Genomic DNA, 23,481 nt, shown 5'->3' with positions numbered 1-23,481 from the left:
GGGCGTGAGGGACACCGGTGAGAGGGGCCCCGCGGTGCGCCGCGGTGGCCCGCGGTGTGTCACGGGGGAGCGGAAGACGGGGGCGCGGCGCGGAAGGCGTCGGCGCCGTCGCGGCTGTCGAGAGAGGAAAGCATGGCGGACTGGACCCTGCGGGGGCCTCGGTGGCGGACGCGGAGCCGCTGGCCGAGTTGCGCGCCGTGGTGATGCGGCCGGACCTGGAGCGGCTCGACCGCTAGGACTGCGACAGCGCGGTGGCCGCGGCCCGCGAGGCAGCCCGGGGCGACCGCCCCCACGGCATGGCCGCCCTTCAGGTCACCCTGGTCCACGAGGGCGTCACCTACGACCTGGAGATCGACACCACCCGCACCGCCCCCTCGCCTGCGCCCGCACCGTCGCGGCCCACCTCGACTGAAGGCCCCCGTCGCCCGCCTGTCCCTGTCCCTGTCCCTGTCTCTGTCCCCGTCGCTGTCCCTGCCGCTGTCTTCCTCTTCCTCTTCCTCTTCCTCTTCCTCTTCCTCTGTCTCTGCCCATGTCACGAACGGCCGCCCCGTGCCGTCTCGTTGTCGAACCCCGCCGCGGCGGCGGGGCGGACCACGAACGACGGGAGTGTGGCTGTCATGAACCTCGCCCTCTGGATCGGTGCGGGACTGCTGGCCGCGGTGGCGCTGACCGGTGGTGTGACGAAGACGTTCGTGCCGGGGGAGAAGCTGGCCGCGGCGCCGGGCGGGGAATGGACCGCCGCAGTCGAGCCGGGTCTCGTCAAGGCCCTCGGCGTACTGGAACTCCTGGCCGCCCTGGGTCTGGTCCTGCCCGCCGCGCTCGGGATCGCGCCGGTCCTGGTGCCGGTGACGGCCGTGTGCTGGGTGCTGCTGATGATCGGCGCGATGATCACCCACGGCCGGCTCGGCGAGTTCCGGTTCGTGGCGCTGAACGTCGTCTATCTCGCGCTCGCGGCCTTCGTCGCGTGGGGCCGCTTCGGTCCGCAGCCGTTCACCACCTGACCCGGCGGAAAACGGTGGTCCGCGCGGGGGCGGGGCCCTAGGGTCCTCGCTTGTGACTGGACTCCCCTCGCATCTCAGTACGACAGCGGCCGCGTACGACGACATCGCCGTCCTCTACGCCCAACTCGTCAGGGACGAGTTCGACTCCCTTCCGCTGGACCGGGCGATGCTCGCCGCGTTCGCCGACTCCGTGCGGGCCGTCGACGGCGGGCCGGTCGCCGAGCTGGGGTGCGGCCCCGGCCGGGTGACGGCGTATCTGCGGGACCTCGGGCTCGACGTCCTCGGCATCGACCTGTCGCCGGTGATGATCCGGCTGGCCCGGGAGTCCTACCCCGACCTGCGGTTCGAGGTCGGCTCCATGCACGCGCTCGACCTCGCCGACGACGAGCTGGACGGCATCGTCTCCTGGTACTCGGTGATCCACGCCCCGCCGCGCGAGGTGTCCGCGTACGTCGCGGAGTTCCGCCGGGTCCTCGCGCCCGGCGGGCATCTGCTGCTCGGCTTCTTCGAGTCGGAGGGCGGGCCGGTCACCGAGTTCGACCACAAGGTGACGACGGCCTACCGCTGGCCGATCGACGAACTCGCGTCACTGACAGACGAGTTCGGGTTCACCGAGATCGGCCGCATGCTGCGCGAGCCCCGTGAGGGGGAGCGGTTCCGGCGGGGGCACCTGCTGATGCGGCTGGACAAGTAGCGGGCGCGTCACGCGGTACGGCGTGGGCCGTACCACGCGACGCACCGCCGTGCGGCGGGGGCCGTGGGCTGCCGGTCCGCCGTGGGCCGTGGGTGGCCGTACGCCGACGGGGCCGCCGCCCGGATCCCCACCGGACAGCGGTCCCCTCGGTCCCCGGGCCACAGGCCCTCGGAGCGGGCTAGACCCCCGTGGGGCTGGCCGCGTCCTTCCCCGTTCCCGGAGCCGGTACCGCCGCTCCCGCGCTGCCGCGGCCGTCGCCGTCGCCGTCCGTGTTGATCTTCTCGATGATGGCGAGCCGTTCCGGGGTGTCCTCCGGCTTGATGAAGCCGATGACGATGTACAGCACCAGCGACACCGCCAGCGGGATGGACACCTGGTACTGGAGCGGGACGCCGCCCTCGACGTTCCAGTTGATCGGGTAGTTCACCAGCCAGAAGGCGAACAGCCCGCACGCCCAGCTGGTGAGCGCGGCCGTCGGCCCGGAGCGGCGGAACGGCCGCAGCAGACCCAGCATCATCGGGATGGCCATCGGCCCCATCAGACCGGCGACCCACTTGATGACGACGGTGATGATGTCCTTGAAGGCGGGGGAGTTGACCTGTGTGGCCGCCGCCATGGACAGACCGAGGAACACGACGGTCGCGATCCGGGCGACCCGCAGCCCCTGCCCCTCGCTCCAGGCCCGCGCCCGGCGCCACATGACCGGCGCGCAGTCACGGGTGAAGACGGCGGCGATGGCGTTCGCGTCGGAGGAGCACATCGCCATGGTGTGGGAGAAGAAGCCGACGATGACGAGGCCCAACAGCCCGTGCGGCAGCAGCTGTTCGGTCATCAGCGCGTAGGTGTCGGAGCCGTCGCCCTTCTCGGAGGTCACCAGGAGCGGCGACATCCACATGGGGAAGAACAGCACCAGCGGCCAGACCAGCCACAGGATCGCCGACAGCCGGGCGGAGCGCTCGGCCTCGTAGGGGGTGGCGGTGGCCATGTAGCGCTGGGCCTGGTTGAGCATGCCGCCGTTGTACTCGAACAGCTTGATGAAGAGGAACGCGAGGAGGAAGACGGTCCCGTACGGGCCGACGAGGGGCTCGCCGTGACCCTCCAGCTCCGGGCGGTCCCAGACGCCGAAGAAGCCGCCGTAGTCGTCCAGCCTGACGAAGACGGCCACGAACATCGCGATACCGGCCAGGAACTGGATGATGAACTGGCCCAGTTCGGTCAGCGCGTCCGCCCACAGTCCACCGATGGTGCAGTAGACGGCGGTGATGCTGCCGGTGATGAGGATGCCCTGGTTCAGGGAGACCCCGGTGAAGACGGACAGCAGGGTCGCGATCGCGGCCCACTTCGCGCCGACGTCCACGATCTTCAGCAGCATCCCGGACCAGGCCAGCGCCTGCTGGGTCTGCAGGTTGTAGCGGTTCTTCAGGTACTCGAGCGGGGACGCCACATGCAGGCGCGACCGCAGCCGGTTGATGCGCGGCGCGAACAGCTTGGAGCCGATGGCGATACCGAGCGCGATGGGGAAGGACCACGTCACGAACGAGGTCACGCCCCACGTGTAGGCGATTCCGGCGTACCCGGTGAACATGACGGCGCTGTAGCCCGACATGTGGTGCGAGATGCCGGACAACCACCACGGCATCTTGCCGCCGGCGGTGAAGAAGTCACTGACGTTGTCCACTCGCTTGTGCGACCAGACGCCGATCGCGACCATCACACCGAAGTAGCCGATGAGCACGGCCCAGTCGAGACTGTTCATGGGCCCCCTTCCAGGGTCCGCCGCCAGGGTCAGGCAGGTGAACGATCAGGCATGTGAACTCTGGGTGGGGTGGCATGCCCGCGGCAAGGAAGGGGTAAGTCAAGAGGGGGTAAAAATGTTCTGAGCGATGACCCTGGTTCATGTACATGAACATCGAAGTGGCTGAAAACGATCAGCCCGACGGGCCGGTGCGGCGCGTCGACTCGGCAGATCCACCCGGCCCCTCAGGCCACCTCGGCCCACCGGCCTGGCACCCCGGCCTGGCCCACCGGCTCGGCGCATCCGCTCAGCGCATCAGCTCCCCGGCGTTGACCAGCAGGGACTGGCCGGTGATCGCCCGTGCCCGGTCGGAGGCCAGGAACACGGCCGCGTCGGCGACGTCCCCGTCCGTGGCCAGGTCGGGCAGCGCCATCCGCTCGGTGAGCCGCGCCAGCACCTGCTCCTCGGGAACCCCCTCGCCGTGCGCCGTGAACCGGACGTACGCCTCCACCGGCGGCCCCCACATCCACCCCGGCAGCACGGTGTTGACCCGTATCCGATACGGGCCCAACTCCCGGGCCAGCGAGTACATCGCGCTCGTCAGCGCACCCTTGGACGCGGCGTACGCCGCCTGCCGCACCTGCGAGGGCGCGGCGACCGACGACTGCGTCCCGATGATGACGACGGAGCCGCCGCCCGCCTCCTTCAGGGCCGGCAGGCAGGCCCGTGTCATCCGCAGGGTGCCCAGCAGGTTCACGTCGAGGACCGCCTGCCAGGTGGCGAAGTCGGCGTCCTCCAGGCCGCCGAAGCAGCTGTCCCAGGCGGCCACGTGCACCACCGCGTCCACGCCCCCGAACCGCTCCCGCGCCAGCGCCGCGAGCGCCTCGCACTGCGCCTCGTCGGTGATGTCCGTGGCCCGGTACGCCGTATGCGCGCCGCCTGGGTCCACCTCGGCCGCGGCCTTGGCGAGGTTCGCCTCCGTACGCGCCCCCAGCACGGCGTTCCCGCCGTCCCGTACGACCGCCGCGGCCACCCGGTGCCCGAGTCCCGCCCCGACACCCGACACGACGACGGTCTTGCCGCCCAGCAGTGGCAGGGACATCGCTACCTCCAGGGTCCGACGCTCTATCTGACGGGGCGTCAGAGTAGGTGGGACCGGCGGAGGAAGGAAGGGAACCACCCATGCCGGACGACACCCGCAGCCCCACGGACGCCGAACCGACCGCCGTCGGCCCGCGCGGCGTCCGTAGTCGCGTGTGCTCGGGGTGGGTTGTCACGCCGCTACGTCGGCGGCGGTTGGTGCCGGGCATGTTGATGATGTCAACGCGCAATGACTCCACTCAATGTGGACCTCTTTGCGTACAGTCGCGGCTGCCTCACTGTCCGTTCTGACACCATGGTCCGTGCGGCAGCACATCAGGGGGCGCGTTCCGTTCCGGAACCGGGAGGGTGCGGGCAGTGGGCAGAGGAGCGGCAGTGGACCAGGGGCTCGTCGACGGCGGATTCCGTATGGGGCGCGTCATCGGCCAGGGCGATATGGCGGAGGTCCACCGGGCCCAGGATCTGCACGCTCCCATCACCCCGCCGCCGGGCCACGGCCCCGGACACTCCACCTGACAGCCCGATCCTGGTCCGCGCGAGGGCCTGCGCGAGCCCACCGTGCCTGGGCGTGCGCCTGAGGAGTTGAGCACCACGTGAACCCGTACAACACCCCAGCCCTGTCCCGCCCCTGGTGGAAAAGCACACAGGCCGTGCTCGGCATCCTTGCCCTGGTCGCCCTGCTTGGTGCATTCAGCTTCCCCCTGGGTTTCCTAGTGATGATCGCCGCCATGGTGGCCGTATGGGTGCTGCCACCGTGGCGCTGGTTCGCCAGGCTCGGCGCGACGTTCGGAGCCCTGGTGCTCCTGACGGTCGGCGCGGGCCTGGGTGGACAGCTCGACGACAACGAGGCAGGCAAGGCCGATGCCAAGTCAGGGGGCCAGGGCGGCGCGAGCGCCGAAACCGTCTCCGCATCGCCGACCGCGTCCCAGTCCACCAAGGCCGCCGACTACACCGGTCGCCCGCTCGACGAGGCGGAGAAGCAGGCACGCTCCGCCGGCTACACCACCGGCCACCACGACGCGGCCGACGAGGACCGGGTGATCATCCTGCGGTCCGGCTGGACAGTGTGCTTCCAGAAAGCCGACACGACAGCGCAGACCATCGATTTCGCAGCCGTCAAGAGCACCGAGCCATGCCCCGAGAAGGACGGCGGCCCGCTGCCGTGGCCCAAGATGCCGGACGTCGTCGGCGCCACGTTCAACTCGGCCGCCGAGGATCTGAAGCAGGCCGGTATCGCCCTCGACCGTGTCACGCTCGACGACGTCTACCTCGACATCGACACTCCGACCGCCGAGGAGGCAGCGGAGGACGGCGACGAATGGCGCGTGTGCTTCCAGTCTCCGGACGAGGGAACCAAGGTCACGTCCACTACCAAGATCCGCCTCGACCTGGGCCAGTGGACCGACCTCGACCTCGTCCAGCGCTGCCCCTCGGCGAAGAACACGACGTACAAGATCCCGGCCAACGACCCCGACTACGGCAACGACAATGACAACAGCACCACCGGAGGCGGCGGTGCGACCGACGGCGGCTCCTCGTCCTCCTCCGGCGGTTCCACCGGTGGCGGCAGCGTCGGTACCGTCCACCCCGGTTCGTTCTGCTCCCCAGCTGGCGCAACTGGCGTCTCCAAGGCAGGTACCCCCATGGTCTGCGGCCCCGGATCCGACGGCCGCAACCGGTGGCGTAGCGCCTGAGCCGAACCGCTGGCTGCCCAGCCATCCCCGTTGCCAGGAGCCCCAATGCAGTAGGCGGAGCGCAAGGACGCAGACACCGCGTCAGCACTCCGTCCCACGGCGACGCCTCTGCCGCAGCCGCCACAGGGCAGTCGCCCGCACAGAGACCACCGCTCCGATGGAAGCAACCTGGGAGGACCCGCCATGGCCGAAGCCCCGACTGGCGCCGCCAATGCCGACACAGAGGCCGTTCCCGACGCAGAAAGGGAAACTGTCGAGCAAGAGCGTTCGGAAATACGCGAGTTCGTCAAAGGACTGAGCGCGGACGACATCAAGTCAGGTGGCTGGTTCACCAAGCTCTGTGCCCAGGCCATGAGTTCCTATACCGCGAAGGTCGACTGGCAATACTTTCAGGAGCGGTACGAGGGCGTACCGCCGGATGGCATAGTCGATCAGCGGATCAAGATGGCGGCCCGGTATGCCGCGATCGAAGGCGGGCTCTCCGCCGGGGCCTACACGGCGGCCGTCGTCTCCACCCTCGGGAGCCTTGGCGGGGCCTCGCCGGCGACTGTCCCGGCCGCCGTCGCGACGATGATGGTCGACGTCGCGTACACCACTCGGCTCCAGCTCCGCCTGGCCTATGACATCGCAGTCCTCTACCAGGTACCGCTCAACCTGTCCGACCCTGATGATCTGTGGAAGCTCATCCGAGTGGCCTTCACGATCAAGAGTGGGGAAGCGGTCCGGGAGGGGGTGACCAAGGCGGTCCCGGCCATCGTGCGTCCGCTGATCAAGCGCTTCTACTCCGGCGAGGTACTCACCGCCGCGAAGGCGCTTCCGGTCGTTGGCAAGCACCTCCTGCAGAAGAACGTCATCAAGATCGGTATCCCCCTGGTCGGCGTTCCCCTTGCGGTGATGTTGAACCGCTACACGACGCTGGTCGCGGGGCGGCACGCGCAAGCCGTCTTCCGGAACGAGGCTCGGGTGATCGAGGTCGCCGAAGGGCTGAGCAAGCGGAGTCGGCACCCGCAGTCGATGCTGTGGGTCGCGTGGCTCGTCATCAGGGCGAACCGCAAGATCGCGGACGATGAGGCGCTGTTGATGCGCCATCTGGTGAGGCTGGTCCGGGAACAGCATCAGGTCGTCGACGACGACCTCGCTCGCCTTGTCGACATCGACCCCGCCGAGGTGTGGCGACGCCTGGACGCCGAGCCAGGCGATCTGAGCGACCTCATCGAGGCGGCCAACCAGGTGGCCGCCGTGGACGGTGACGTCAACGCACGCGAGAGAGCCGTCATCTCCGAGCTTCGGGATCGCTGCCATCAAGGCTGACAGAGAGGGGTTCACCGACCCGTCCCGCCTCTTCCCCCTCGTCCGCGAGCACCTCGTACCGGGTGGCGTCTTCGTGTGTTCTCCCAGCCGCCGGCCATCCCGGGCGCCTACGGGGCGCAGGGCAGGTACAAGGGCGGGTTCGCCGGGAAGGCCATGTTCACTCACCGGTACAGCTACAGGCCCGCAGTGGGGGAGGGGCACCTGCTCCGAGCTGGTTTCACGTCCGCTGAGGCCACGGTGGTGGAGGCCTCGAAAGCCGGGCACATCGGCACGCTCATCGTCCAGGCCCGCGCCTGACCATCGCGTCACGGCCCCGGCCGACGTACTTCCCAACCGGCCGGGGCCGCGCGGTGGACCACCAGGCCGACCACCATTGGTCAGTTGGCGGACTGGCTGCTCTCAGGCGCGCTGGCGGGCGGCCGCTCAACAACGAACGTGCCTCGCTGGGGAAGGGTGATCACCCATCCTTCAGAGCGCAGTAGCGCAACGGCCTGGCGCGCGGTGTCCCTGGCGACGCCGTAGTCGGCGACCAGCTTCGACTCGGACGGGATCGGGTCCTTCGGCCGGAGCTCGCCGGACTCGATCTTGGCGCGGATCACTCGCGCCACCTGTTTGTAGATGGGTGTCGGATCGAAGCGATCAATTTCCATGACCAGGACGTTAGATATGTTCCGTACGCTGCGCATATTGGCAACGTTCTAGACGTCCTAGACGAGGTAGACAAGATGGAGGTACGGTCCTCATGACGTAAGTACCCCCGCGACGCGGCGAACGTCCGGGGGCATGGCCACCAGCCTCTGAGGAGCTGATGACAGTGAGCATTATCCACGCCTTCGCGCGGTGGATCCTGGGTGTGCTTGTCCCCGGTACCGGCAGGCGCAGGGCGGGCACACGCACCGCCACGCAGACCCTCGCGTGTATGCCGGAGGCGCCCGGCGCTGCTGCGCCGTGGCCTCCGGTGCGGCGGTCGCCGTACGGTCTCGAAGAGCCGTTGCCCGGTGAGGCGACGGCCGTGGTCCGGCCGTATGTCGTTCTCGCCGAGCGGGAGCGGGCGTTGGAGTGGGAGCGGGCGCGGCAGCGGCGGCGCCGTGTCGCGATGGTTCTCGCGGCGGACTTCGGAATCGACCTCGACCTGCATGTGGTGGGCGCCGGGGCGGTGGCCGGATGAGTGGGACGGCTGAGCGGGGCGAGCACCCCGAGGTCGTCCCGGGTGGGACGCGGGTGCCGGTACGTATGTGTGTCCGCTGCTGTGCGATCACCGACGCGCCGGTCGTCGTCTCAGCGGTGCACCAGGGTTCCGGTCCCGGCTTCACGGTGTACGCGTGCCGGGACTGCGCCCCGCACTTCCCGCGCGTGCCGGAAGTGCTGTCACTGCCGCCGCAGGCCGGCCGTGGCGAGGGCGAGAGGTGAGCGGCGGGCCCAGGGTCGGGGTGCCGACCCTCGACCGCGCTCCAGCGCACGACCCGGTGCGGGAGCTGTGCCGTCGGACCCGCGAGGTGTCGTTGCCCGGGACGGTCGGTCTCCCGTCGCTGCGGCGCTGCCCTTGCCCTCCCCGTACGCACACGCCCGGGGATGACCGGTGAACGCCGGAACGCCCCCCGAGCCTGGCGCTTCCCGCCTGACGCTCAGCGTCTACCGCCTCGACGGAGACGGACGCCGAGTCGGCGTGGCGGAGCCGACCGCATACGCACCCGGCGCGGCCACGCTCCCGCCGGTTTCCCTCGGGTGGCCCCCGTGCCGCTGCCCGCGCTGCCGCACCGGCCACGGCCCACGTGACCGGTAGCGGAAGCGGAACGCCGTGATCCTGGTCGACGCGGACAAGGCAGGCAACTGGTCCGGGTGGTATCGAACGGCGATCAAGGAAGCGGAAGAAGCGTACGCGGCGTACAGGGAGGAGTCATGAGCGTGAAGAAGCAGAGCACTGCGAACGCTGTCGACTGGGACGACCTCAAGGAAGAGTTCCACTTCTCCCCGCAGGAGCAGGAGGAGATCCAACAGGGCACCGCCGCGCTCCTGTCCGAAGTGCGCGCCTACCGCCTCGCAGAAGTCCGCAAGCGCCAGCACATGACGCAGACAGCGGTGGCCAAGATCCTCTGCGTCACCCAGGGGCGTGCCTCGGCCATCGAGAAGGGTGCGCTCAGCCGCTCCGAGGTCGACACGCTTGCCGCCTACGTCGAAGCCCTCGGTGGAAAGCTCAAGCTCGTGGCCGACTTCGGCGACGAATCGCTTGTGCTGGGGTAGGGCTGTGCACTTGAGGGTGGTCGTCGGGCCTGGGCGCGAGGGAGACCTCGCACCCAGGCCCGTAAAGGTGGCGCCGAGGATGCGGCCGGGGGTGTCCACCAGCGCATAGTCACCCGCCCGGAAGCGCTCGATGCCGCCCTCTTCCCGGGCGACGACCACGAACAGCCCACCCATCGTGCCGATGTCGGTCCTGGTCGTCCTGACCGTGCGCCACTGCTCGGCTCAGACGATCGGCTACGACTGCGCGCACACGTCCCTGCTTCCCCGGCCACAGTTGCGGTGACGCGGAGTCAACATGCGGTGAAGGCAGGACGATCCCGACCTTGGACCCGAGCGGGTGGGATTCGCGGTTCGCATGGCGAGTGGTGAGGCGATTTCCCTAGGCTGCCTCGGCATGAGGAGGCAGCCTGTCGGGGCCTGCCTCGCGGTGACGGGTGCGGGAGAACAACCGGTGAACCGCTGGAGTGCGTACGGCAAGTTGGTGCGGGACCGGATTCCGCAGATCATCCGCGAGGACGGGTCCGAGCCCGTCACTTACACGGCGAGCCCGGAGGAGTACCGCAACCGCCTGCGGGACAAGCTCGGTGAGGAGATCGCCGAGTTCCTGGAGGCCGACGACGCCAAGGCGCCGGAGGAACTCGCCGACGTGCTGGAGGTCGTGCACGCGCTCGCCGCGGACCTGGGGATCGACAGGGACCAGCTGGAGAAGATCCGCGAGGCCAAGGCGAACGAGCGCGGCGGGTTCGCGGACCGCGTCGTCTGGACCGGCAACCGCTGAGCACCTCGGCGAGAGGTCGGTACAGCGCTTCGTGCTCGACTGGGTACGTTCCCTGGAGCGCGGCTTCGTGCGCCAGGCCGCAGGGGGCTGGGGGCGTTCGCCAGTACGTCTTACGCCGTCGGTTTGGTCAGGACGGCATGGCAGACCCCGGGCAGCGGCAGCACCGGGGCGTCCTCGGTCGGCTGGAGCCCGGCCCGGCGGGAAGGTCGTCGCGGAGGTACGCCCCGAGTTCGGAGACGGTATCTCCCCGCGCCGGCGGGTGTGCGGCGAGTGGCTGACCAGCCACCCGTCGGCCATCGCCCACATCAAGACGAACGGCTTCCAGGCGCCCGTCATCCCTTGACGGGGAGCGCCGAACCTCGAGGGAGGACTACGCCAGTCGATACACCGCCTGGCCGGGGTCCGGTCTCACGATGAGGCCCTCATCGGCCAGCTCCCGTAGGACGCGGCGAGCCTCCTTGGCGGCAGCTTCGCCGCTCGTCGGCTCGTACCCGGCGACGCGCAGGGCCAGGACAGCGCGTTCGGTGTCCCACGTGCCGGCCAGCGCCTGGATCCGACCGTTCACGAGGCGGGTAGCCGGTCCATCACTCCGCGTCCCTCTCCTGGGTGATGGTGCCGGGTCTAGTTTCGAAGTAGTTTCAAAGTTGTGAGTGCCGAAAACGCAGCCGTGAACTTCTCCGAGCTGGTGAACAAGAACAGGCAGACCCTTGCCCGGCTCCATGAATCGCCGAGACTGATCCTGCGCCGCAGAGACGGTGAGGATCTGATCCTCACCACCGCGACGCGGGCCGAGCAGGACCAGACCGTGGTGTCAGCAGCCACCCGGATGCTGGTCGCGATGGCGCGCCGCGAGCCCGGCAGCATGGAACTGCTGCTCGACATACTGCCGGACGCGTTCCCGTGGATCCGGTTCCTGCCCGAGGCCGATCTCCACGCCTTCGCCGTCGAACTGGTCGACACCATGCGCGCCGCCGACTCGATCGGCAACAGCGCGTCCGTCGCCCAGTTGCTCATCGCCTGGCAGCACACCGCCGAGGTCTACTCCGACCCCGAACTGCTGGCCGCACTGACCAGGGATCACGGCGAGGACTACGGCCCGGCACCAGATCCGCGGGACGCGGCATGACCGCGGGGCGTGGCGACCGCGCCGCACCGCCGGCGCCAGAGGGCCACTGGGAGGTCCGGTTCGCCGACGCGGCCTCGGCCAAGGGTTGGGAGAGCCTCGCCCAGCAGGCCCGCGAGAACACCTACCGAGCCTGGATCACCATGCGCACCGCTCCCAGACCGGTCACCGAGACTCCCCGGCATCACCGCCTCAAGGGCGGTCTGGCGCACGGGACCCACCGCGGGCGGACCTGTGAGCAGTGGCAGATCGAGGTGACCGGCGGCGGACGCATCTGGTACCTCCTCGACACCGTCCGGGAGACCTGCTGGATCACCTTCGCCGGTACGGGGCACCCGCGAGCCACAGACCGGGGCTGATCTCAGGTAGCCGTTGGGGATGGAACGGGAGGGCGAGAATCGACCTCCCGTTCCGCGTGACCCCTTCGGCCCGCCCTGCCGCTCGACGTGGCCGCCCGGAGCCGGTACGCCGATTCGCAGCCCCTCGTTCCCCGGATCCGGTTCGTCGTCCGGTGCGGCGGTCGGGCGTCGTATGTCTACGGCCCACTCCGTTGGTGTAGAGGAACACCTCGTCGCCCTGCCTCAGCGTGCGCGCCGTCCTGGCCCGGCCCGGCGGGAAAGCCATCCGCTGCTCGGTGATCACCCAGCTCAGCGCGGTGCGGTCTCCGATGATCAGGAGGTGCGCGGAGGACATGCGGTCACCTTAGCGGGCCCACTCCACAGGACTGACGCTCCCCATGTGTACACAAGTTCGAATAAGTGATATCTCGTAAGCGTGTTGACATCGTTAACGTGCTCTCATCATGCTCGTAGTGCAAACAAGGCGTATCAACAGCCCGCGTGGCCCCATTCGCCGCGCCCGCACAACGGGAACCGACCATGACCGAGCAGCCCTCCGCGTCCCTGCGCGACCTCCTCCTCGACCGCCTCCACCGCTCCGACCTCGCACCCCAGGTGCGGGACCTGCTGCGCGAGCAAGGCAGGCGTGCGCAGGCGATGCGGAAGTCTCGCCGAACGTCACTCCTCGGGTGAGAGCGCCCCGTTGCCGAGGCCGTCCCTGGCCAGCGCGGCCGCCTGCTTGCTGAGTTCGGTGACTCTGCGCGCCAGCTCCTCGAACTCCTGCAGTGCGCGGAACGCCGCCCCATACCGTCGCTGCTCGGCGATGTCCATCTGCGGGATGCGGGCGCCCTTGCTGTCGAGACGGTAGGTGCCGCTGGCGCTCGTGGACCGCCGGGCGTTCGCCGCGTTGCGCAGGAAACCCCGGAGGTAGTCGGTGTCCAGCTGATCGCTCACCGAGACCGGCTCCGGGTCGCCGTACTCGACCAGCCCGGCACGCGCGAGGTCGGCTACGCTGACGGACGGCCCCTCCAGCGCACTCGGACCGGTGCCCGCCGCCAGAGCAGGCAGCAGATCTGCCAGGAGCCGCGTCTGTTCCACCAGCTCCCTGCGCAGTGCCTGGTACTCCGTCGTGTAGTCGCGGTGGGACTCCTCGACATGACGGCCGGGAGTGAGATCCACGGCGTCGTCGAGGAGTTCGATCAGGGGGACGTCCGCCGTCTGGCCGGGCACCGGCTCCATGGGGCCGTCCGGGTCGTTCGCCGTGAGGTCGACCATGCGCACCGCCGCGGCGGCGTCGTCCGGGGACAGGGGGCGACGCAGATGCCAGAGGTGTACGGGGAGCGCGTGCGAGGCAGCGCTGCCGGGAGGGAGGGCGATGACGTCCGTGAGGATGCCGCGGCGCACGAGCTCGGCCCGGATTCGGCGGCCGGCCTTGCGGTAGGCGACCGAGGCGGGCATGACCATGAGGACGCGGCCGCCCGGTGCGGTGTGCGCGTAAGCGTGTTGCAGCCAGGCGAGCTCACTTTCGGCACGTGAGGGTGTGCCGAGCTCCCACCGGGGATCGAGGAGCAGTTTCTCGCGCCCCCAGTCGGGGGAGCCCACGGGTGGGTCGCAGACGACCAGATCGGCCCTGAGGTCCGGCCAGTGGTCGTCACGCAGTGAATCCCCGATGAGGATGTCGACGTCGGTACGCCCCGTGAGGTCGGCTCTCAGCTGTGCGAATCGAGCACTGCGGGTGTCGATCTCCTGACCGCACCGTCTCGGACCCCGCTCGGGCCCGACGGTCAGCAGGAGCGTCCCGATACCGCACGCCGGGTCGAAGAGGGTCGCGTCGTCCGGCACCTGACCTGCGAAGTGCCGCACGGCCCGGACGATGCGCGGTGAGGTGACCTGGTCGCAGCCGGCCCGGCGCACTGAGTCGGTGAACCGTTCCGTCAGCGCGCTCACCACGTCGCCGGGTGATCCACTGTCGCCGAGCTGCCGCGCCAGTCGCACGGCATCGGCCGGAAGGGCTTCGCGGACCTCGCCCTCGTGACCGGCGAGGAGCCGGGCGACGTCGACGAGCCCGCCGATCATGTCGTCGCCGTAGGCCCCCCGCAGGGCCTGCCACAACTGCACCTCCTCCGACACGTCCTGGCCCTTGCGCTGCCTGTCCAGCCACGCCTGCACCGAGGCCAGGTCGAACAGCGGGCTGTTCACACCGCCGCCCGCGGGTGCCGGGAAGTCCTCGTACCTCCGCCGCCAGTTGGAGACGGCGGCACGCGTGACACCGGCGAGCCTGGCGATCTCGGAGCCGGTGACAAGCGGTCCACCGGCAGATGGGGCGGGATGGTCTGCCATGCGCGTCACCGTACACGGATCCCCTACACCCATCAATCGCGGGAGTGTGTTGACGTTGTACACATCTCAGCCTTGGCGCTCCTGAGGAGAGCGAGTCCCGCCGTAACCACGACGCCGTTGCGCTCGCGGTGACAACGCGCCGCATGCGTTCCGCCGCTGCTCCTGGTCCTGGGTGGGGCGTGTGCCGGTCCGCGGTGTTCGGCGGCTCACGTCCGCGGTGTTCGGTGGCTCACCGCAACTCGTCCACGTACCGGTCCGTCCCGGGCAGCGTCGGGATGAACGGGGCGACGAACTGCACCTCCCCCAGCCCCGAGGCCGCCACCGACGTGTCCAGGTCCGTGAAGTGCTCGTGCCAGGTGTCGCGGGGGTCCTGCCGGAGGAACCACAGCAGGGTCAGCCGGGTCCCGACCCCCTCGACCTGTTTGACGTAGGACATGCGGTCCAGGGGCAGGGGGGTCGGCGTGAAGACGGTCACCATGGCCGCGGGTGAGCCCGCCAGGCGTCGTGGGAGGTGCTCGTCGCGCAGCCAGGTGATCAGTTCCGCGCGACCGGCGGGGGAGTCGCTGTCGATGACCTCGACGACGAGTCCGGCGTAGGGGTGGTCGAGGGCGTGGATGTCGCGCGGGCCCTCGGCGTCGCGGTAGACGGTCACCGCGTGGTCCTGGAAGGCCGTGAAGACGTGGGTGCGGTCCTGGAAGACCCGATGGTCGCGGTTGAGGCGCCGGTTGATGCCGACGGTCCAGCGCATGTGGTCGGCGTAGCGGCCGGCGGTCATCCAGTAGACGGACATGTAGCACCCGGCCGTCACCGGCTGTGCGACGGCGGACTTCTCCGGGTAGCGCAGGAGTTGCAGGTCCCGTGTGGCCACCCAGCGGCGCCCGGCGTACATCCAGGGCATGGCCATCGCGCCTGCGATGAAGTGGTCGTCTTCGTACCAGCGGTTGTACTCGCGTTCCCGGCCGGGGTGCGGCTCGACCATGGTGATGAGCGCGTGCCCGAGGTCGGCTCCGTAGGGGCCGACGGCGGCCAGTTCGCCGTACAGATGGCTGCGGGTCTCGTCCGCCTTCGTGTGGTCGGCTGTCATGGGTCCGGTTTAGCTGACAACGCGTCAGATCTGAAGGCGGGTGTCCGCCCGACTTCGCCCGGGTTCAGCGATCCCGCACGTCGGCCCGACGGACGGATCTGTGACCGCGTCCGGAGGAGGACCGGTACGCGGACCGACTGCGGTAACCGGACGGGGAGGCGGTTGGGCGTCGAGTCGGTCAGGAGGGGAAGCGGCTGGGCGGGAGTGGGAGCGGGCGCGGGAGCGGTGGGGTCGGTGGTGTCGGTAGTGGTGTCGGTGGCGCGGTGGTTGGTGTGGTGGGCGGGCAAGGCCGAGCCCCCTCGGCCAGGACGGCGGGCCGGTCGAGAGGGCTCTGTCAGTTGGTGTGTGTGAAGTTGTGCTTCTTGTGGGGGTGAGCCATGGTCACGCGAGGTCGAAGGCTCCCCGGTTGACCCCGGTGACGAACGCGTTCCACGAGTCGGCGGGGAACGCCAGGGTCGGACCGTCGGAAACCTTGGAGTCACGCACGGAGAGCGCCGCGACGACGGGGGACTTGACCTCGACGCACGCGCCGTTGCCCGTGGAGTACGAGGACTTGACCCACGTGTCCGTGGCGCCTTGCTGAATTGCCATTTCTGCTCCGCTAGCCGGTTGGTCATTGAGTGCTGTCGCCGAACTGCGGGAACACGTCCGTCCCCGGACCCCACAGTTCGGTTTCCGCCAAGGTCGTTGATTTTCCTTGACGTGATCGACGCTACTCGCCAACATCGGCTGACGAAGCGACTATTCACTCGCACGAGTGGCATATTCCCCTTGGGTCTTCCCCTCGGGGATGCCGGGGTGTATATTACGCCCCTTTCGATCTCGCGGCGCCATGATCAAGCCGCTCAGGGCCTACAACCGCGCATACTCCTTCGCGATGTCGGCGATGAACTGGCGGGATTGATCCACATTCAGGGCCTGTGCCCTCAAGTGCTCATACATCACGCTGTACTTCTGGACGTCGCCCGGCTTCTCCAGATACAGGTCGCTCGTGACGCCCTCGATGTAGACGACGCTGGAGTCCGAGGCGTCCGGGAACTCCAGAATCGCGTACTGGCCGTTGAGGCCGGGATGCGCACCCAGGTCGAAGGGGATCACCTGCACGGTGACGTGCGGGAGTTGGGACTGCTCGACCAGGTACTCCAACTGCTCCCGCATCAGGGAGCGGTTGCCGACCACCCGGCGCAGTGCGGCCTCGTCGAGGACCGTCCACAGCCGCAGGGGGCTCTCCGGTGCGGAGATACGTTCCTGTCGCCTCATGCGTACCTGGACCCGCTTCTCGATGTCGCCGGGCATCGTCTCGGGCAGCGCGCCCGCGATGAGGGCCTCGGCGTACGGGCGGGTCTGGAGCAGCCCGGGGACGACCTGCGGGTCGTACACGCGCAGACTGGCCGCGTCGGTCTCCAGGCCGATGTAGACGCTGTACGGGACGTCGCCGAACGCGTGCCACCAGCCCTGCTGGCGTGAGTCCTTGGCCATCTGCATCAGCGAGTCGACGACCCGCTGGTCCTCGACCTCGTAGACCCCGCAGAGGTCGCGGACGTCACGCTGGCTGATGCTGCGGCGGCCGTTCTCCAGTCGGCTGATCTTCGACTGGGACACCAGCAGCCGTTCGGCCACTTCCTCGGCGGTCATGCCCTTGAGCTCACGGAGCCGGCGCAGCTCCTGGCCCAACCGGCGTCGCCTGACGGTGGGATTGACATTGGACGCCACGGGACGTGCACCTCCGGCTGCGGGCCTCTACTTTGCGTATCTGCTGCTGAGCAGATTGCCACCAATGTGCCCAGTGCCGCTGGAAAACAGCGGACACGCGCTGTGTGCGCGCCGTTCACGCCGTAGTTTTTCCGCCTTGGGGGGTTCTCCGCCGAATATACGGTCAGCATCGGAACATGCGACCGCGCGGGGCGGCGAGGCCCTGTCGTACGGACCGGCCCGGACGGTCGACGGATCGACCGGCCGAGCGTGTCCCTACGGCCTCGCGCGCCCCGCGCGATCCGGCGGCTCCCGAACCGGGTTCTGGGGTCCCGTGAGGCGGTTCGGGTCGGCGCCGACGCCGACGGTGCGAGCGGTGCGCACCGGTGTGCGTCGTGCTGTGGGTCGTTCGGTGCTGCGGGTCGTTCGGTGGTGCGGGTGGTGCGGGTGGTGCGGGTGGTGCGGCGATGAACCTACGGTGACGTGATGGACCGACGGTTCGGTTCGGTGCTGCGACGGCGACGGCGACGGGTCGCGCCGCCCAACAGCGCCGGTACGCCGGGGGGTTGGCGTGTCGACGCTCGGGTGCTCAGGCTGCTCAGTGCGCCACGACGCGTGCCATCGAGCCGCGCCGCGGCTGCATCGGAACACCGCGGGCGGGTTCCGGTGCGGGTGGCCGGGCGCCGGGGGCGGCCTGCCGGCCGGCCGGTGCCGGGCTGCGGCGTGGCTGTGCGGCCACGCCGTTCTGCACGTCCATGACAGCGTGGGCCACCAGACCGCCCATGGGGTCGTGCCGGATGAGGTCCCTGAGCCGGGAGCGGGACGAGCGTCCCTCGTTCCCCGGGTACAGGTGCTTGCCGAGGCCCACGGCGTGGGCCAGTGCGGCGAGCGCGGCCGTCCGCGGGTCCGGCGGTACGCCGGTGCGGATCGCGGAGTCCAGCCGGGCCTTGATCTCCCGGCTGATGGCCGTGTCCGTCGCCTGGTAGCGCGTCGTCGGCAGCACCCCGCACATCTGGCCCGCGACGGCGTGCACCATGCCGCAGCGCTCCAGGTGTGACAGGTAGGTCTGGCGCAGCCCCAGCCGGGGCCCGCCGATCCAGTGCACCGCACGGACCGGAGCGCCACGCCTTCGCAGCAACTCCAACGCGCAGTCCAGTGTTGGATCTCCAGTCGGCCGTGGGGACACCACGGCGATACGATCCCCGTCTGGGGCTATCCGCCCGGCCAGCGCCAGCTCCACTAGCTGCGCTCCGGCCAGACCAAGGTCGAGCGACTGCGGCTGTGCGGTGGTACCCGTGGCCGGGTCCAACGCCAGCAACAGAAGCTCCTCCGGAAGTGTTCTGCGGCTCCTGCCCATCCATGCCTCCCCGCGTGGATGAATGACAGGGTGACCCCTCTCACATTGGTCTGTCGAGGGTGCGTGACCGGAATGTAGTGGAACCGGTAGGTATGTCGTTCTCGTCTATCGCAGGGGTCAAGCCCGCACACAGGACACTGGTACATGGTTCGGACAGTGGCGCGGCGCGGTGGTGCGTGGGTGGCTAGTGTCCGGGCGGCGGGTTTCACAGATCGGTAGGGCGCGTGTCCCGAGGACGGGCGGCGCGCGGGAGGAGGCATCGGTGGCGGGCACGTCCCCCGACAGGTCGAAGCGGTACGAGTCGTCGACATCGTCGGCGTCGGGGAGCGAACCGCCCATCCCGGAGGCCTCGGGGTCCTCCTCCCCGGACCCACGCCTGTCCCTCTCCCGGCCGACATCGCCGTCCCCCGCACAGAAGCCGGACCAGGCGACGGCGGTCTTCTCGCGGCGCGACCTGCTGGAGACGACCGAGGGCGCGGAGCGGGAGGCCGACGCGGAGGGTGCGACGGCTGACGCCGGGCCGGGTGCCGGGGGCGCCGCAGGGACGGCGGGCGGTGCCGGGTCGGACGACCCCGGGCGGGACGAGACGACTGCCGCCGATGCCGATGCCGATGCCGATGCCGATGCGGAGCGCGAGGGCGAGGGCGAGGGCGGTGACGACGGCGCCGAGGCCGAGGTGAGCCTGGAGGAGCCGGCGGAAGCCGTGCCCGCCGCGGAGACCGAAGCCGGGACCGGCGACGCGGCCGACGCCGGGTCCGAGTCCGAGTCCGGTGCTGCGTCCCGGCGCTCGCCGGGGACCGCCACGCCGACCCTCGCCCTCGCCACGCGGCTGCCCGCGGCGCGGGAGGCGGAGGGCGCGGGTGACGAGACCGGCGCGGACGTGCCGCGCGACGCGGAGCCCGATGAGGCCGTGGCCGGGGCCGACCAGGTGACCGGTGGCCGCGAGGACGCCGACGCAGAGACCGAGGGCGCCGCGTCGCGTGACGGCGGGAGCGGTGCCGCGGACGGCGAGCGTGGCGGCTCCGGGCCCGTCGGGGACGCGGAACCCGAGGCCGGGTACGAGGGCGCGGGCGACGCCCGCACCGGGGAGGAGAACGGCGAGGGTTCCGAAGGCAGCGCGAAGGCCGGTTCCGGCACCCCCGCCCCCAAGGGCGGCTCCGGGGTCTTCTTCGCCAAGTCCCGCCCCAGCGCGGCCGAAGCCAAGCCCGAAGCCGGGGCCGAGCCCGAAACGAAGGCCGAAGCCGGGGCCGAGCCCGAAACGAAGCCCGAAGCCGAACCCAAGGCCGAAACGAAGGCCGAAGCCGAGCCCCCCGTCGACCAGGCGACCGCCGTCTTCCGCGCCCCCCGGGTCCCCGCGGTGGACCAGCCCACCACCATGCTCAAGCTGGGCGCGGCGGCCCCCAGGCCGGCCGGCGACGGGACCGACGACACCGACGCGCCCTCCCGCGACGCCGAACGCGATGCCACGGCCACCCCCGGCCGTGAAGGTGCCGCCAGGGACGAGGACGCCAAGGCCACCCCGGAGGACGCCAAGTCCGCCCCCGACGACGCCAGGGCCGCCCCCAGCGAGCGGACCAGCAAGTTCGTGGCGCTCAAGTCGTTGGACGACCCCGCCCCGTCCCGGTCCGCGCAGCCCTCCGTCGCGCCCGCCGAGGCCACCCGGACGGTTCCCCAGGTGGGCCCCGAGCGGACCACGCAGCAGCCGCTGCCGCCGAAGCCCCCGCTGGATCTGCTGGCGGAGCTGACGAACACGCCGCCGCCCCCGCAGACCCCGCTCAGGACGGCCGTCCGGCGGATCAAGATCTGGACCCCGCTGGTCATCCTGCTGGTGATCGTCTTTGCGGTCGTACAGAACTTCCGTTCGCTCCCCGCCCCGACGCTCGCGCTGACCGCGAAGGACTCGTACGCCTTCGACGGCGACAAGGTGACCCTGCCGTGGCCCGAGGAGGGCCAGGGCTGGATGGACGTCAACGGCATCGGCACCCTGGACCGCTTCGGCGAGCAGAAGCCCGTCGCCATCGGCTCCGTCGCCAAGGCGATGACCGCGTACGTCATCCTCAAGGAACACCCGATGAAGCCGGGCGCCAAGGGCGCGACCATCCCGGTCGACGCGAAGGCGGAGACCGAGGGCGGCTACGACAAGGACGGCGAGTCCACGCTCAACACCGTCAAGGAGGGCGACAAGCTCTCCCAGTACGACGCCATCGCGGCCATCATGATTCCGTCCGCGAACAACATCGCCCGGCTGCTCGCCCGCTGGGACAGCAACGGCTCCGAGGCCGAGTTCGTCAAGAAGATGAACGCCGCCGCCAAGGACCTCGGGATGAAGAACACCACGTACACCGACCCGTCCGGGCTGAAGGAGACGACCGTCTCCACCGCCGAGGACCAGGTCAAGCTCGGCAACGAGCTGGTGCGGATGAAGGCCCTCACCGACATCACCAAGCTGCCCTACTGGCACGACCCGACGGGCAAGCGCTGGGACAACTACAACCGTCTCGTCCCCTACAACAACGCCATCGGCATCAAGACCGGCTCCACCTCGGCCGCCGGCGGCAACCTGCTCTTCGCCGCCACCCAGGAGGTCGGCGGCGAGACGGCCGTCGTCGTCGGCGCGATCCTCGGCCAGCACACCCCGCCGATCATCGACACCGTGAACGCGGTCAGCAAGACGGCCATGCTCGCCGCCCAGGACGCCCTCACCTCCGACACGGTCCTGAAGAAGGGCGACGTCGTCGGCTACGTGGACGACCGACTCGGCGGACAGACGCCCGTCGTCGTCACCGAGGACGTCTCGGCGGTCGGCTGGGCCGGCAAGACCGTCAAGCTGGGGCTGGAGCCCGCGGAGACCATCCCGCACCAGGCGAAGGCCGGCACGAAGGTCGGCTCGCTGACCGTGGGCGACGGCACCGGCTACGGCGTCGAGGTCCCGGTGGCCCTGCAGAAGGACCTCACCGAACCCGGCTTCGTCCCCAAGCTCACCCGCGTGAGCTGACCGGCACGGCCGCCACCCGCACCGCACACGAAGAGGCGCCCCTCCCGACCACCGGCCGGGAGGGGCGCCTCGTACGTGGGCGCCGAGCGGGGCCCGTCCGTGGCCCCCATCCGTGGGGCCCGTCCGTGGGGCCCGTCCTACTCCTCGCCCTCCTCCTCCGCCTCCTTCTCGCACTCCAGCGCCGTCTTCCGGGACGGCCCGCCGTACTGCGAGCTGATGCGGACGTCACCGGCCTCGTGGACGGTGAGGCGGGTGAACTCGGTGAGGTCGCCGTTCGACCCGCGGTCGGCGGTGAGACAGCCGTTGTCCGCCCACAGCCACGGCGAGTAGGCGACACGGACGGTGACCTCACCGGGGCCGGGCATGCGGACGACGAGGTTGGCGCCGTCGGCGCTGACCACCGACGCCGGCCGGTCGACCAGCGGCGTCGCGTTCTTCACCTTGTAGATCTTCCAGTTCGCGTCCTCCCAGACACGCTCCAGATAGTCGGGCTCGCTCGTCACCAGGGCGTGTTCGAGTTCGGCGGGCCCGTCCGGCTCGCCGTTGACGAGGACGACGAAACCGACCGCCCACTGCGACAGCCACGCCTTGTAGGCCGCCGGGGTGAAGGCGCCCTCGGGCACCTCCGTGCCGCCGTGGCCCTCGTAGAACAGGCGGCCCCGCTCGACGTCGGCCTGCCGGTTCCAGCCGCGCGCCATGTTGATGTACGGGGCGAGGATCGCGGCCTCGCGGTGGTCGCGGGCCGGGACCACCTCGACGCGGGTCTTCCAGGCGCCCAGCCGCTTCAGCTCGTTCACGACGCCGTCGGTCTTGACGGCCCACTCCGGCACCTTGGTGTTGGTGACGATGTCGGCGGTGGTCTTGGCGGTCAGCCACGTCAGGGAGAGGACGAGGGCGACCCCGCCGGCCACCACCCGCCTCGGGGGCGTGAACCACGGCAGCGGCAGCCGGGCCCCGCCCTCGCGGGCCTCGCCGCGGTACAGGGCGATGGCCAGGGCCGCCGCCGGGCCCGCCAGCTCCAGGAGCCGTTCGACGTTCGTACCGATGGGGGTGGGGATCAGATAGCAGAGCACCACACCGAGGGCGTACACCGCGGAGCCGAGGCGGAGCACCCGCCAGGCGCTAGGCGCGGTCACCACGACCACCGCGCAGATCACCACCGGAGGCCATATCCGGCCGAACGCCATGGGCTGCTCGCCCTCGAAGGGGAACAGCAGGGTGGTCACGGCGACCACCGTCACCGGCGGCACGATCAGCGACGCCGCCCGGCCCCACTCGCGGCACAGCAGGTACGCGGCACCGACCACGAGGAGGAACAGCCCGGAGACGGGGCTCCCCATCGTGGACAGCGTCGCGCACACCGCCGTCACCGCCAGCCGCCGGCCGCCGCGCCCGCCCACCACCGCCAGCAACGCCCCCAGGGCGAAGGCCGTGCCCAGCATGAACGTGGAGCGGCCCGACACCACCTGGCACCACAGGGAGAAGGTCGCCACGAGGGCGACCGGGACCGGCGCCCGCACCCCCGTCCGGGCGACGACCGCGCCGACGAGCCAGGACGCGGCGAGCCCGGACGCCAGCGTCACGGCGACCACGCCGCACACCGCCATCAGATACGGCGAGAGGACGCTGTAGTTCGCCGCGTGCAGGCCCCCGTACCAGAACAGGTTGACCGCGGAGTCCGGGTACATCTTCGCGAACTCCGCCCACGCCACCTGGGCCGCCAGATCCCCGCCGCCGGTCGCGAAGACCGCCCACCACACGGTGTACAGCGGCAGGGCGCACAGAGCGGTCGTGAGGGGCACCCGGTGGCGTTCCCGCCACGGCTCACGCGTCGGCGACGGTTCGTCAGCGCGCGAGACCGGACGTCGTGGGGTCAGCTCGGCAAAGGCCACTGCGGCTCGTCCGTTCCGTTCGACTCGTGCGGGCGGTTGTTCGTGGTGTGTTGGGGTAGACGCTAACCACCCGCTGACAGTTGGCCGACAGGACCTGTTCCCTCC

23 protein-coding genes and 2 pseudogenes are annotated in these 23,481 nt (G+C 70.2%); 15 read left to right on the top strand and 10 right to left on the bottom strand.

Features of this window, described 5'->3' with window-relative positions; translation table 11 throughout:
• Window positions 1-239: 239 nt before the first annotated feature.
• From GSY65_RS33290 to GSY65_RS16010, 3 genes and pseudogenes are all read left to right on the top strand, one after another.
• Window positions 240-412 (top strand): annotated as a pseudogene (locus GSY65_RS33290) (phosphotransferase-like protein); the annotation flags it as partial.
• 205 nt (window positions 413-617) lie between these two features.
• A complete protein-coding gene (locus tag GSY65_RS33285; RefSeq protein ID WP_201452554.1) occupies window positions 618-1,001 on the top strand; it encodes a DoxX family protein in 384 nt (127 codons plus the stop codon).
• Between the two features lie 52 nt (window positions 1,002-1,053).
• Window positions 1,054-1,695 carry a class I SAM-dependent methyltransferase gene (locus GSY65_RS16010; protein WP_159768892.1) on the top strand — a complete coding sequence of 214 codons (642 nt, stop codon included), beginning with the start codon at window positions 1,054-1,056 and terminating at the stop codon, window positions 1,693-1,695.
• 178 nt (window positions 1,696-1,873) lie between these two features.
• Here the strand turns inward: GSY65_RS16010 and GSY65_RS16005 are convergent, their stop codons facing one another.
• On the bottom strand, window positions 1,874-3,451 hold the full coding sequence (locus tag GSY65_RS16005; RefSeq protein ID WP_159768889.1) for a sodium:solute symporter family protein: 1,578 nt from the start codon (window positions 3,449-3,451) through the stop codon (window positions 1,874-1,876).
• 286 nt (window positions 3,452-3,737) lie between these two features.
• Window positions 3,738-4,526: an SDR family oxidoreductase gene (locus GSY65_RS16000; RefSeq protein ID WP_159776030.1), complete on the bottom strand. Its 789-nt coding sequence runs from the start codon at window positions 4,524-4,526 to the stop codon at window positions 3,738-3,740.
• Window positions 4,527-4,906: 380 nt separating this feature from the next.
• On the opposite strand from GSY65_RS16000, the gene GSY65_RS15995 reads away from it, so the two are divergent.
• The 4 genes and pseudogenes from GSY65_RS15995 to GSY65_RS15980 form a co-directional block, all read left to right on the top strand.
• Window positions 4,907-5,047 carry a hypothetical protein gene (locus GSY65_RS15995; protein WP_159768886.1) on the top strand — a complete coding sequence of 47 codons (141 nt, stop codon included), beginning with the start codon at window positions 4,907-4,909 and terminating at the stop codon, window positions 5,045-5,047.
• Window positions 5,048-5,124: 77 nt separating this feature from the next.
• A complete protein-coding gene (locus GSY65_RS15990) occupies window positions 5,125-6,225 on the top strand; it encodes a PASTA domain-containing protein (RefSeq protein ID WP_236579814.1) in 1,101 nt (366 codons plus the stop codon).
• Window positions 6,226-6,408: 183 nt separating this feature from the next.
• Window positions 6,409-7,536: a hypothetical protein gene (locus GSY65_RS15985; protein ID WP_159768883.1), complete on the top strand. Its 1,128-nt coding sequence runs from the start codon at window positions 6,409-6,411 to the stop codon at window positions 7,534-7,536.
• 10 nt (window positions 7,537-7,546) lie between these two features.
• Window positions 7,547-7,833 (top strand): annotated as a pseudogene (locus GSY65_RS15980) (SAM-dependent methyltransferase); the annotation flags it as partial.
• A gap of 80 nt (window positions 7,834-7,913) precedes the next feature.
• Here the strand turns inward: GSY65_RS15980 and GSY65_RS15975 are convergent.
• Entirely contained in the window at window positions 7,914-8,186 is a 273-nt protein-coding gene (locus GSY65_RS15975; RefSeq protein ID WP_159768880.1) for a GntR family transcriptional regulator, read from the bottom strand.
• Between the two features lie 158 nt (window positions 8,187-8,344).
• Between GSY65_RS15975 and GSY65_RS15970 the strand changes: the two genes are divergently transcribed.
• The 4 genes from GSY65_RS15970 (at window position 8,345) to GSY65_RS15950 (ending at window position 10,555) form a co-directional block, all read left to right on the top strand.
• Window positions 8,345-8,704: a hypothetical protein gene (locus GSY65_RS15970; RefSeq protein ID WP_159768877.1), complete on the top strand. Its 360-nt coding sequence runs from the start codon at window positions 8,345-8,347 to the stop codon at window positions 8,702-8,704.
• Between the two features lie 731 nt (window positions 8,705-9,435).
• Window positions 9,436-9,777, top strand: coding sequence for an XRE family transcriptional regulator (locus GSY65_RS15960; protein WP_159768871.1), 342 nt, complete (start codon window positions 9,436-9,438; stop codon window positions 9,775-9,777).
• Between the two features lie 130 nt (window positions 9,778-9,907).
• Window positions 9,908-10,060 (top strand): hypothetical protein, encoded by a 153-nt coding sequence (locus GSY65_RS15955; protein ID WP_159768868.1) that lies wholly within the window; start codon window positions 9,908-9,910, stop codon window positions 10,058-10,060.
• Between the two features lie 168 nt (window positions 10,061-10,228).
• The gene (locus GSY65_RS15950; protein ID WP_236579812.1) at window positions 10,229-10,555 is read left to right on the top strand and encodes a nucleoside triphosphate pyrophosphohydrolase; all 327 of its coding nucleotides are present in this window, start codon (window positions 10,229-10,231) and stop codon (window positions 10,553-10,555) included.
• A 370-nt stretch (window positions 10,556-10,925) separates the two neighbouring features.
• Here the strand turns inward: GSY65_RS15950 and GSY65_RS15945 are convergent, their stop codons facing one another.
• The gene (locus GSY65_RS15945; protein ID WP_236579810.1) at window positions 10,926-11,120 is read right to left on the bottom strand and encodes a hypothetical protein; all 195 of its coding nucleotides are present in this window, start codon (window positions 11,118-11,120) and stop codon (window positions 10,926-10,928) included.
• Between the two features lie 81 nt (window positions 11,121-11,201).
• On the opposite strand from GSY65_RS15945, the gene GSY65_RS15940 reads away from it, so the two are divergent.
• From GSY65_RS15940 to GSY65_RS15930, 3 genes are all read left to right on the top strand, one after another.
• Window positions 11,202-11,681, top strand: a complete 480-nt coding sequence (locus GSY65_RS15940; RefSeq protein WP_159768862.1) for a hypothetical protein — start codon at window positions 11,202-11,204, stop codon at window positions 11,679-11,681.
• Window positions 11,678-12,037 carry a hypothetical protein gene (locus GSY65_RS15935; RefSeq protein WP_159768859.1) on the top strand — a complete coding sequence of 120 codons (360 nt, stop codon included), beginning with the start codon at window positions 11,678-11,680 and terminating at the stop codon, window positions 12,035-12,037. Before GSY65_RS15940 ends, GSY65_RS15935 begins: the two co-directional genes overlap by 4 nt.
• A 519-nt stretch (window positions 12,038-12,556) precedes the next feature.
• Window positions 12,557-12,709: a hypothetical protein gene (locus GSY65_RS15930; RefSeq protein ID WP_159768856.1), complete on the top strand. Its 153-nt coding sequence runs from the start codon at window positions 12,557-12,559 to the stop codon at window positions 12,707-12,709.
• On the opposite strand, the gene GSY65_RS15925 is transcribed toward GSY65_RS15930, so the two are convergent.
• The 5 genes from GSY65_RS15925 to GSY65_RS15905 form a co-directional block, all read right to left on the bottom strand.
• Window positions 12,695-14,356 (bottom strand): N-6 DNA methylase, encoded by a 1,662-nt coding sequence (locus GSY65_RS15925; RefSeq protein ID WP_159768853.1) that lies wholly within the window; start codon window positions 14,354-14,356, stop codon window positions 12,695-12,697. The genes GSY65_RS15930 and GSY65_RS15925 overlap by 15 nt on opposite strands.
• Window positions 14,357-14,585: 229 nt before the next feature.
• Entirely contained in the window at window positions 14,586-15,440 is an 855-nt protein-coding gene (locus tag GSY65_RS15920; RefSeq protein ID WP_159768850.1) for a hypothetical protein, read from the bottom strand.
• Between the two features lie 381 nt (window positions 15,441-15,821).
• A complete protein-coding gene (locus GSY65_RS15915) occupies window positions 15,822-16,031 on the bottom strand; it encodes a DUF397 domain-containing protein (RefSeq protein ID WP_055537993.1) in 210 nt (69 codons plus the stop codon).
• 261 nt (window positions 16,032-16,292) lie between these two features.
• Window positions 16,293-17,153 (bottom strand): helix-turn-helix domain-containing protein, encoded by an 861-nt coding sequence (locus GSY65_RS15910; protein ID WP_159768847.1) that lies wholly within the window; start codon window positions 17,151-17,153, stop codon window positions 16,293-16,295.
• Between the two features lie 577 nt (window positions 17,154-17,730).
• A complete protein-coding gene (locus GSY65_RS15905) occupies window positions 17,731-18,489 on the bottom strand; it encodes a GOLPH3/VPS74 family protein (protein ID WP_159768844.1) in 759 nt (252 codons plus the stop codon).
• 262 nt (window positions 18,490-18,751) lie between these two features.
• Between GSY65_RS15905 and GSY65_RS15900 the strand changes: the two genes are divergently transcribed.
• Window positions 18,752-21,484 carry a D-alanyl-D-alanine carboxypeptidase gene (locus GSY65_RS15900; protein ID WP_159768841.1) on the top strand — a complete coding sequence of 911 codons (2,733 nt, stop codon included), beginning with the start codon at window positions 18,752-18,754 and terminating at the stop codon, window positions 21,482-21,484.
• A 137-nt stretch (window positions 21,485-21,621) separates the two neighbouring features.
• Here GSY65_RS15900 and GSY65_RS15895 read toward each other — a convergent pair whose 3' ends face one another.
• On the bottom strand, window positions 21,622-23,286 hold the full coding sequence (locus tag GSY65_RS15895) for a hypothetical protein (RefSeq protein WP_159768838.1): 1,665 nt from the start codon (window positions 23,284-23,286) through the stop codon (window positions 21,622-21,624).
• Window positions 23,287-23,481: the final 195 nt, after the last annotated feature.

Source organism: Streptomyces sp. HM190 (genome assembly GCF_009857135.1).
Classification (GTDB): Bacteria; Actinomycetota; Actinomycetes; order Streptomycetales; family Streptomycetaceae; genus Streptomyces; species Streptomyces heilongjiangensis.
The sequence above is the reverse complement of the archived record's forward strand: the minus strand, read 5'-3'. Positions and strand labels throughout refer to the sequence as shown.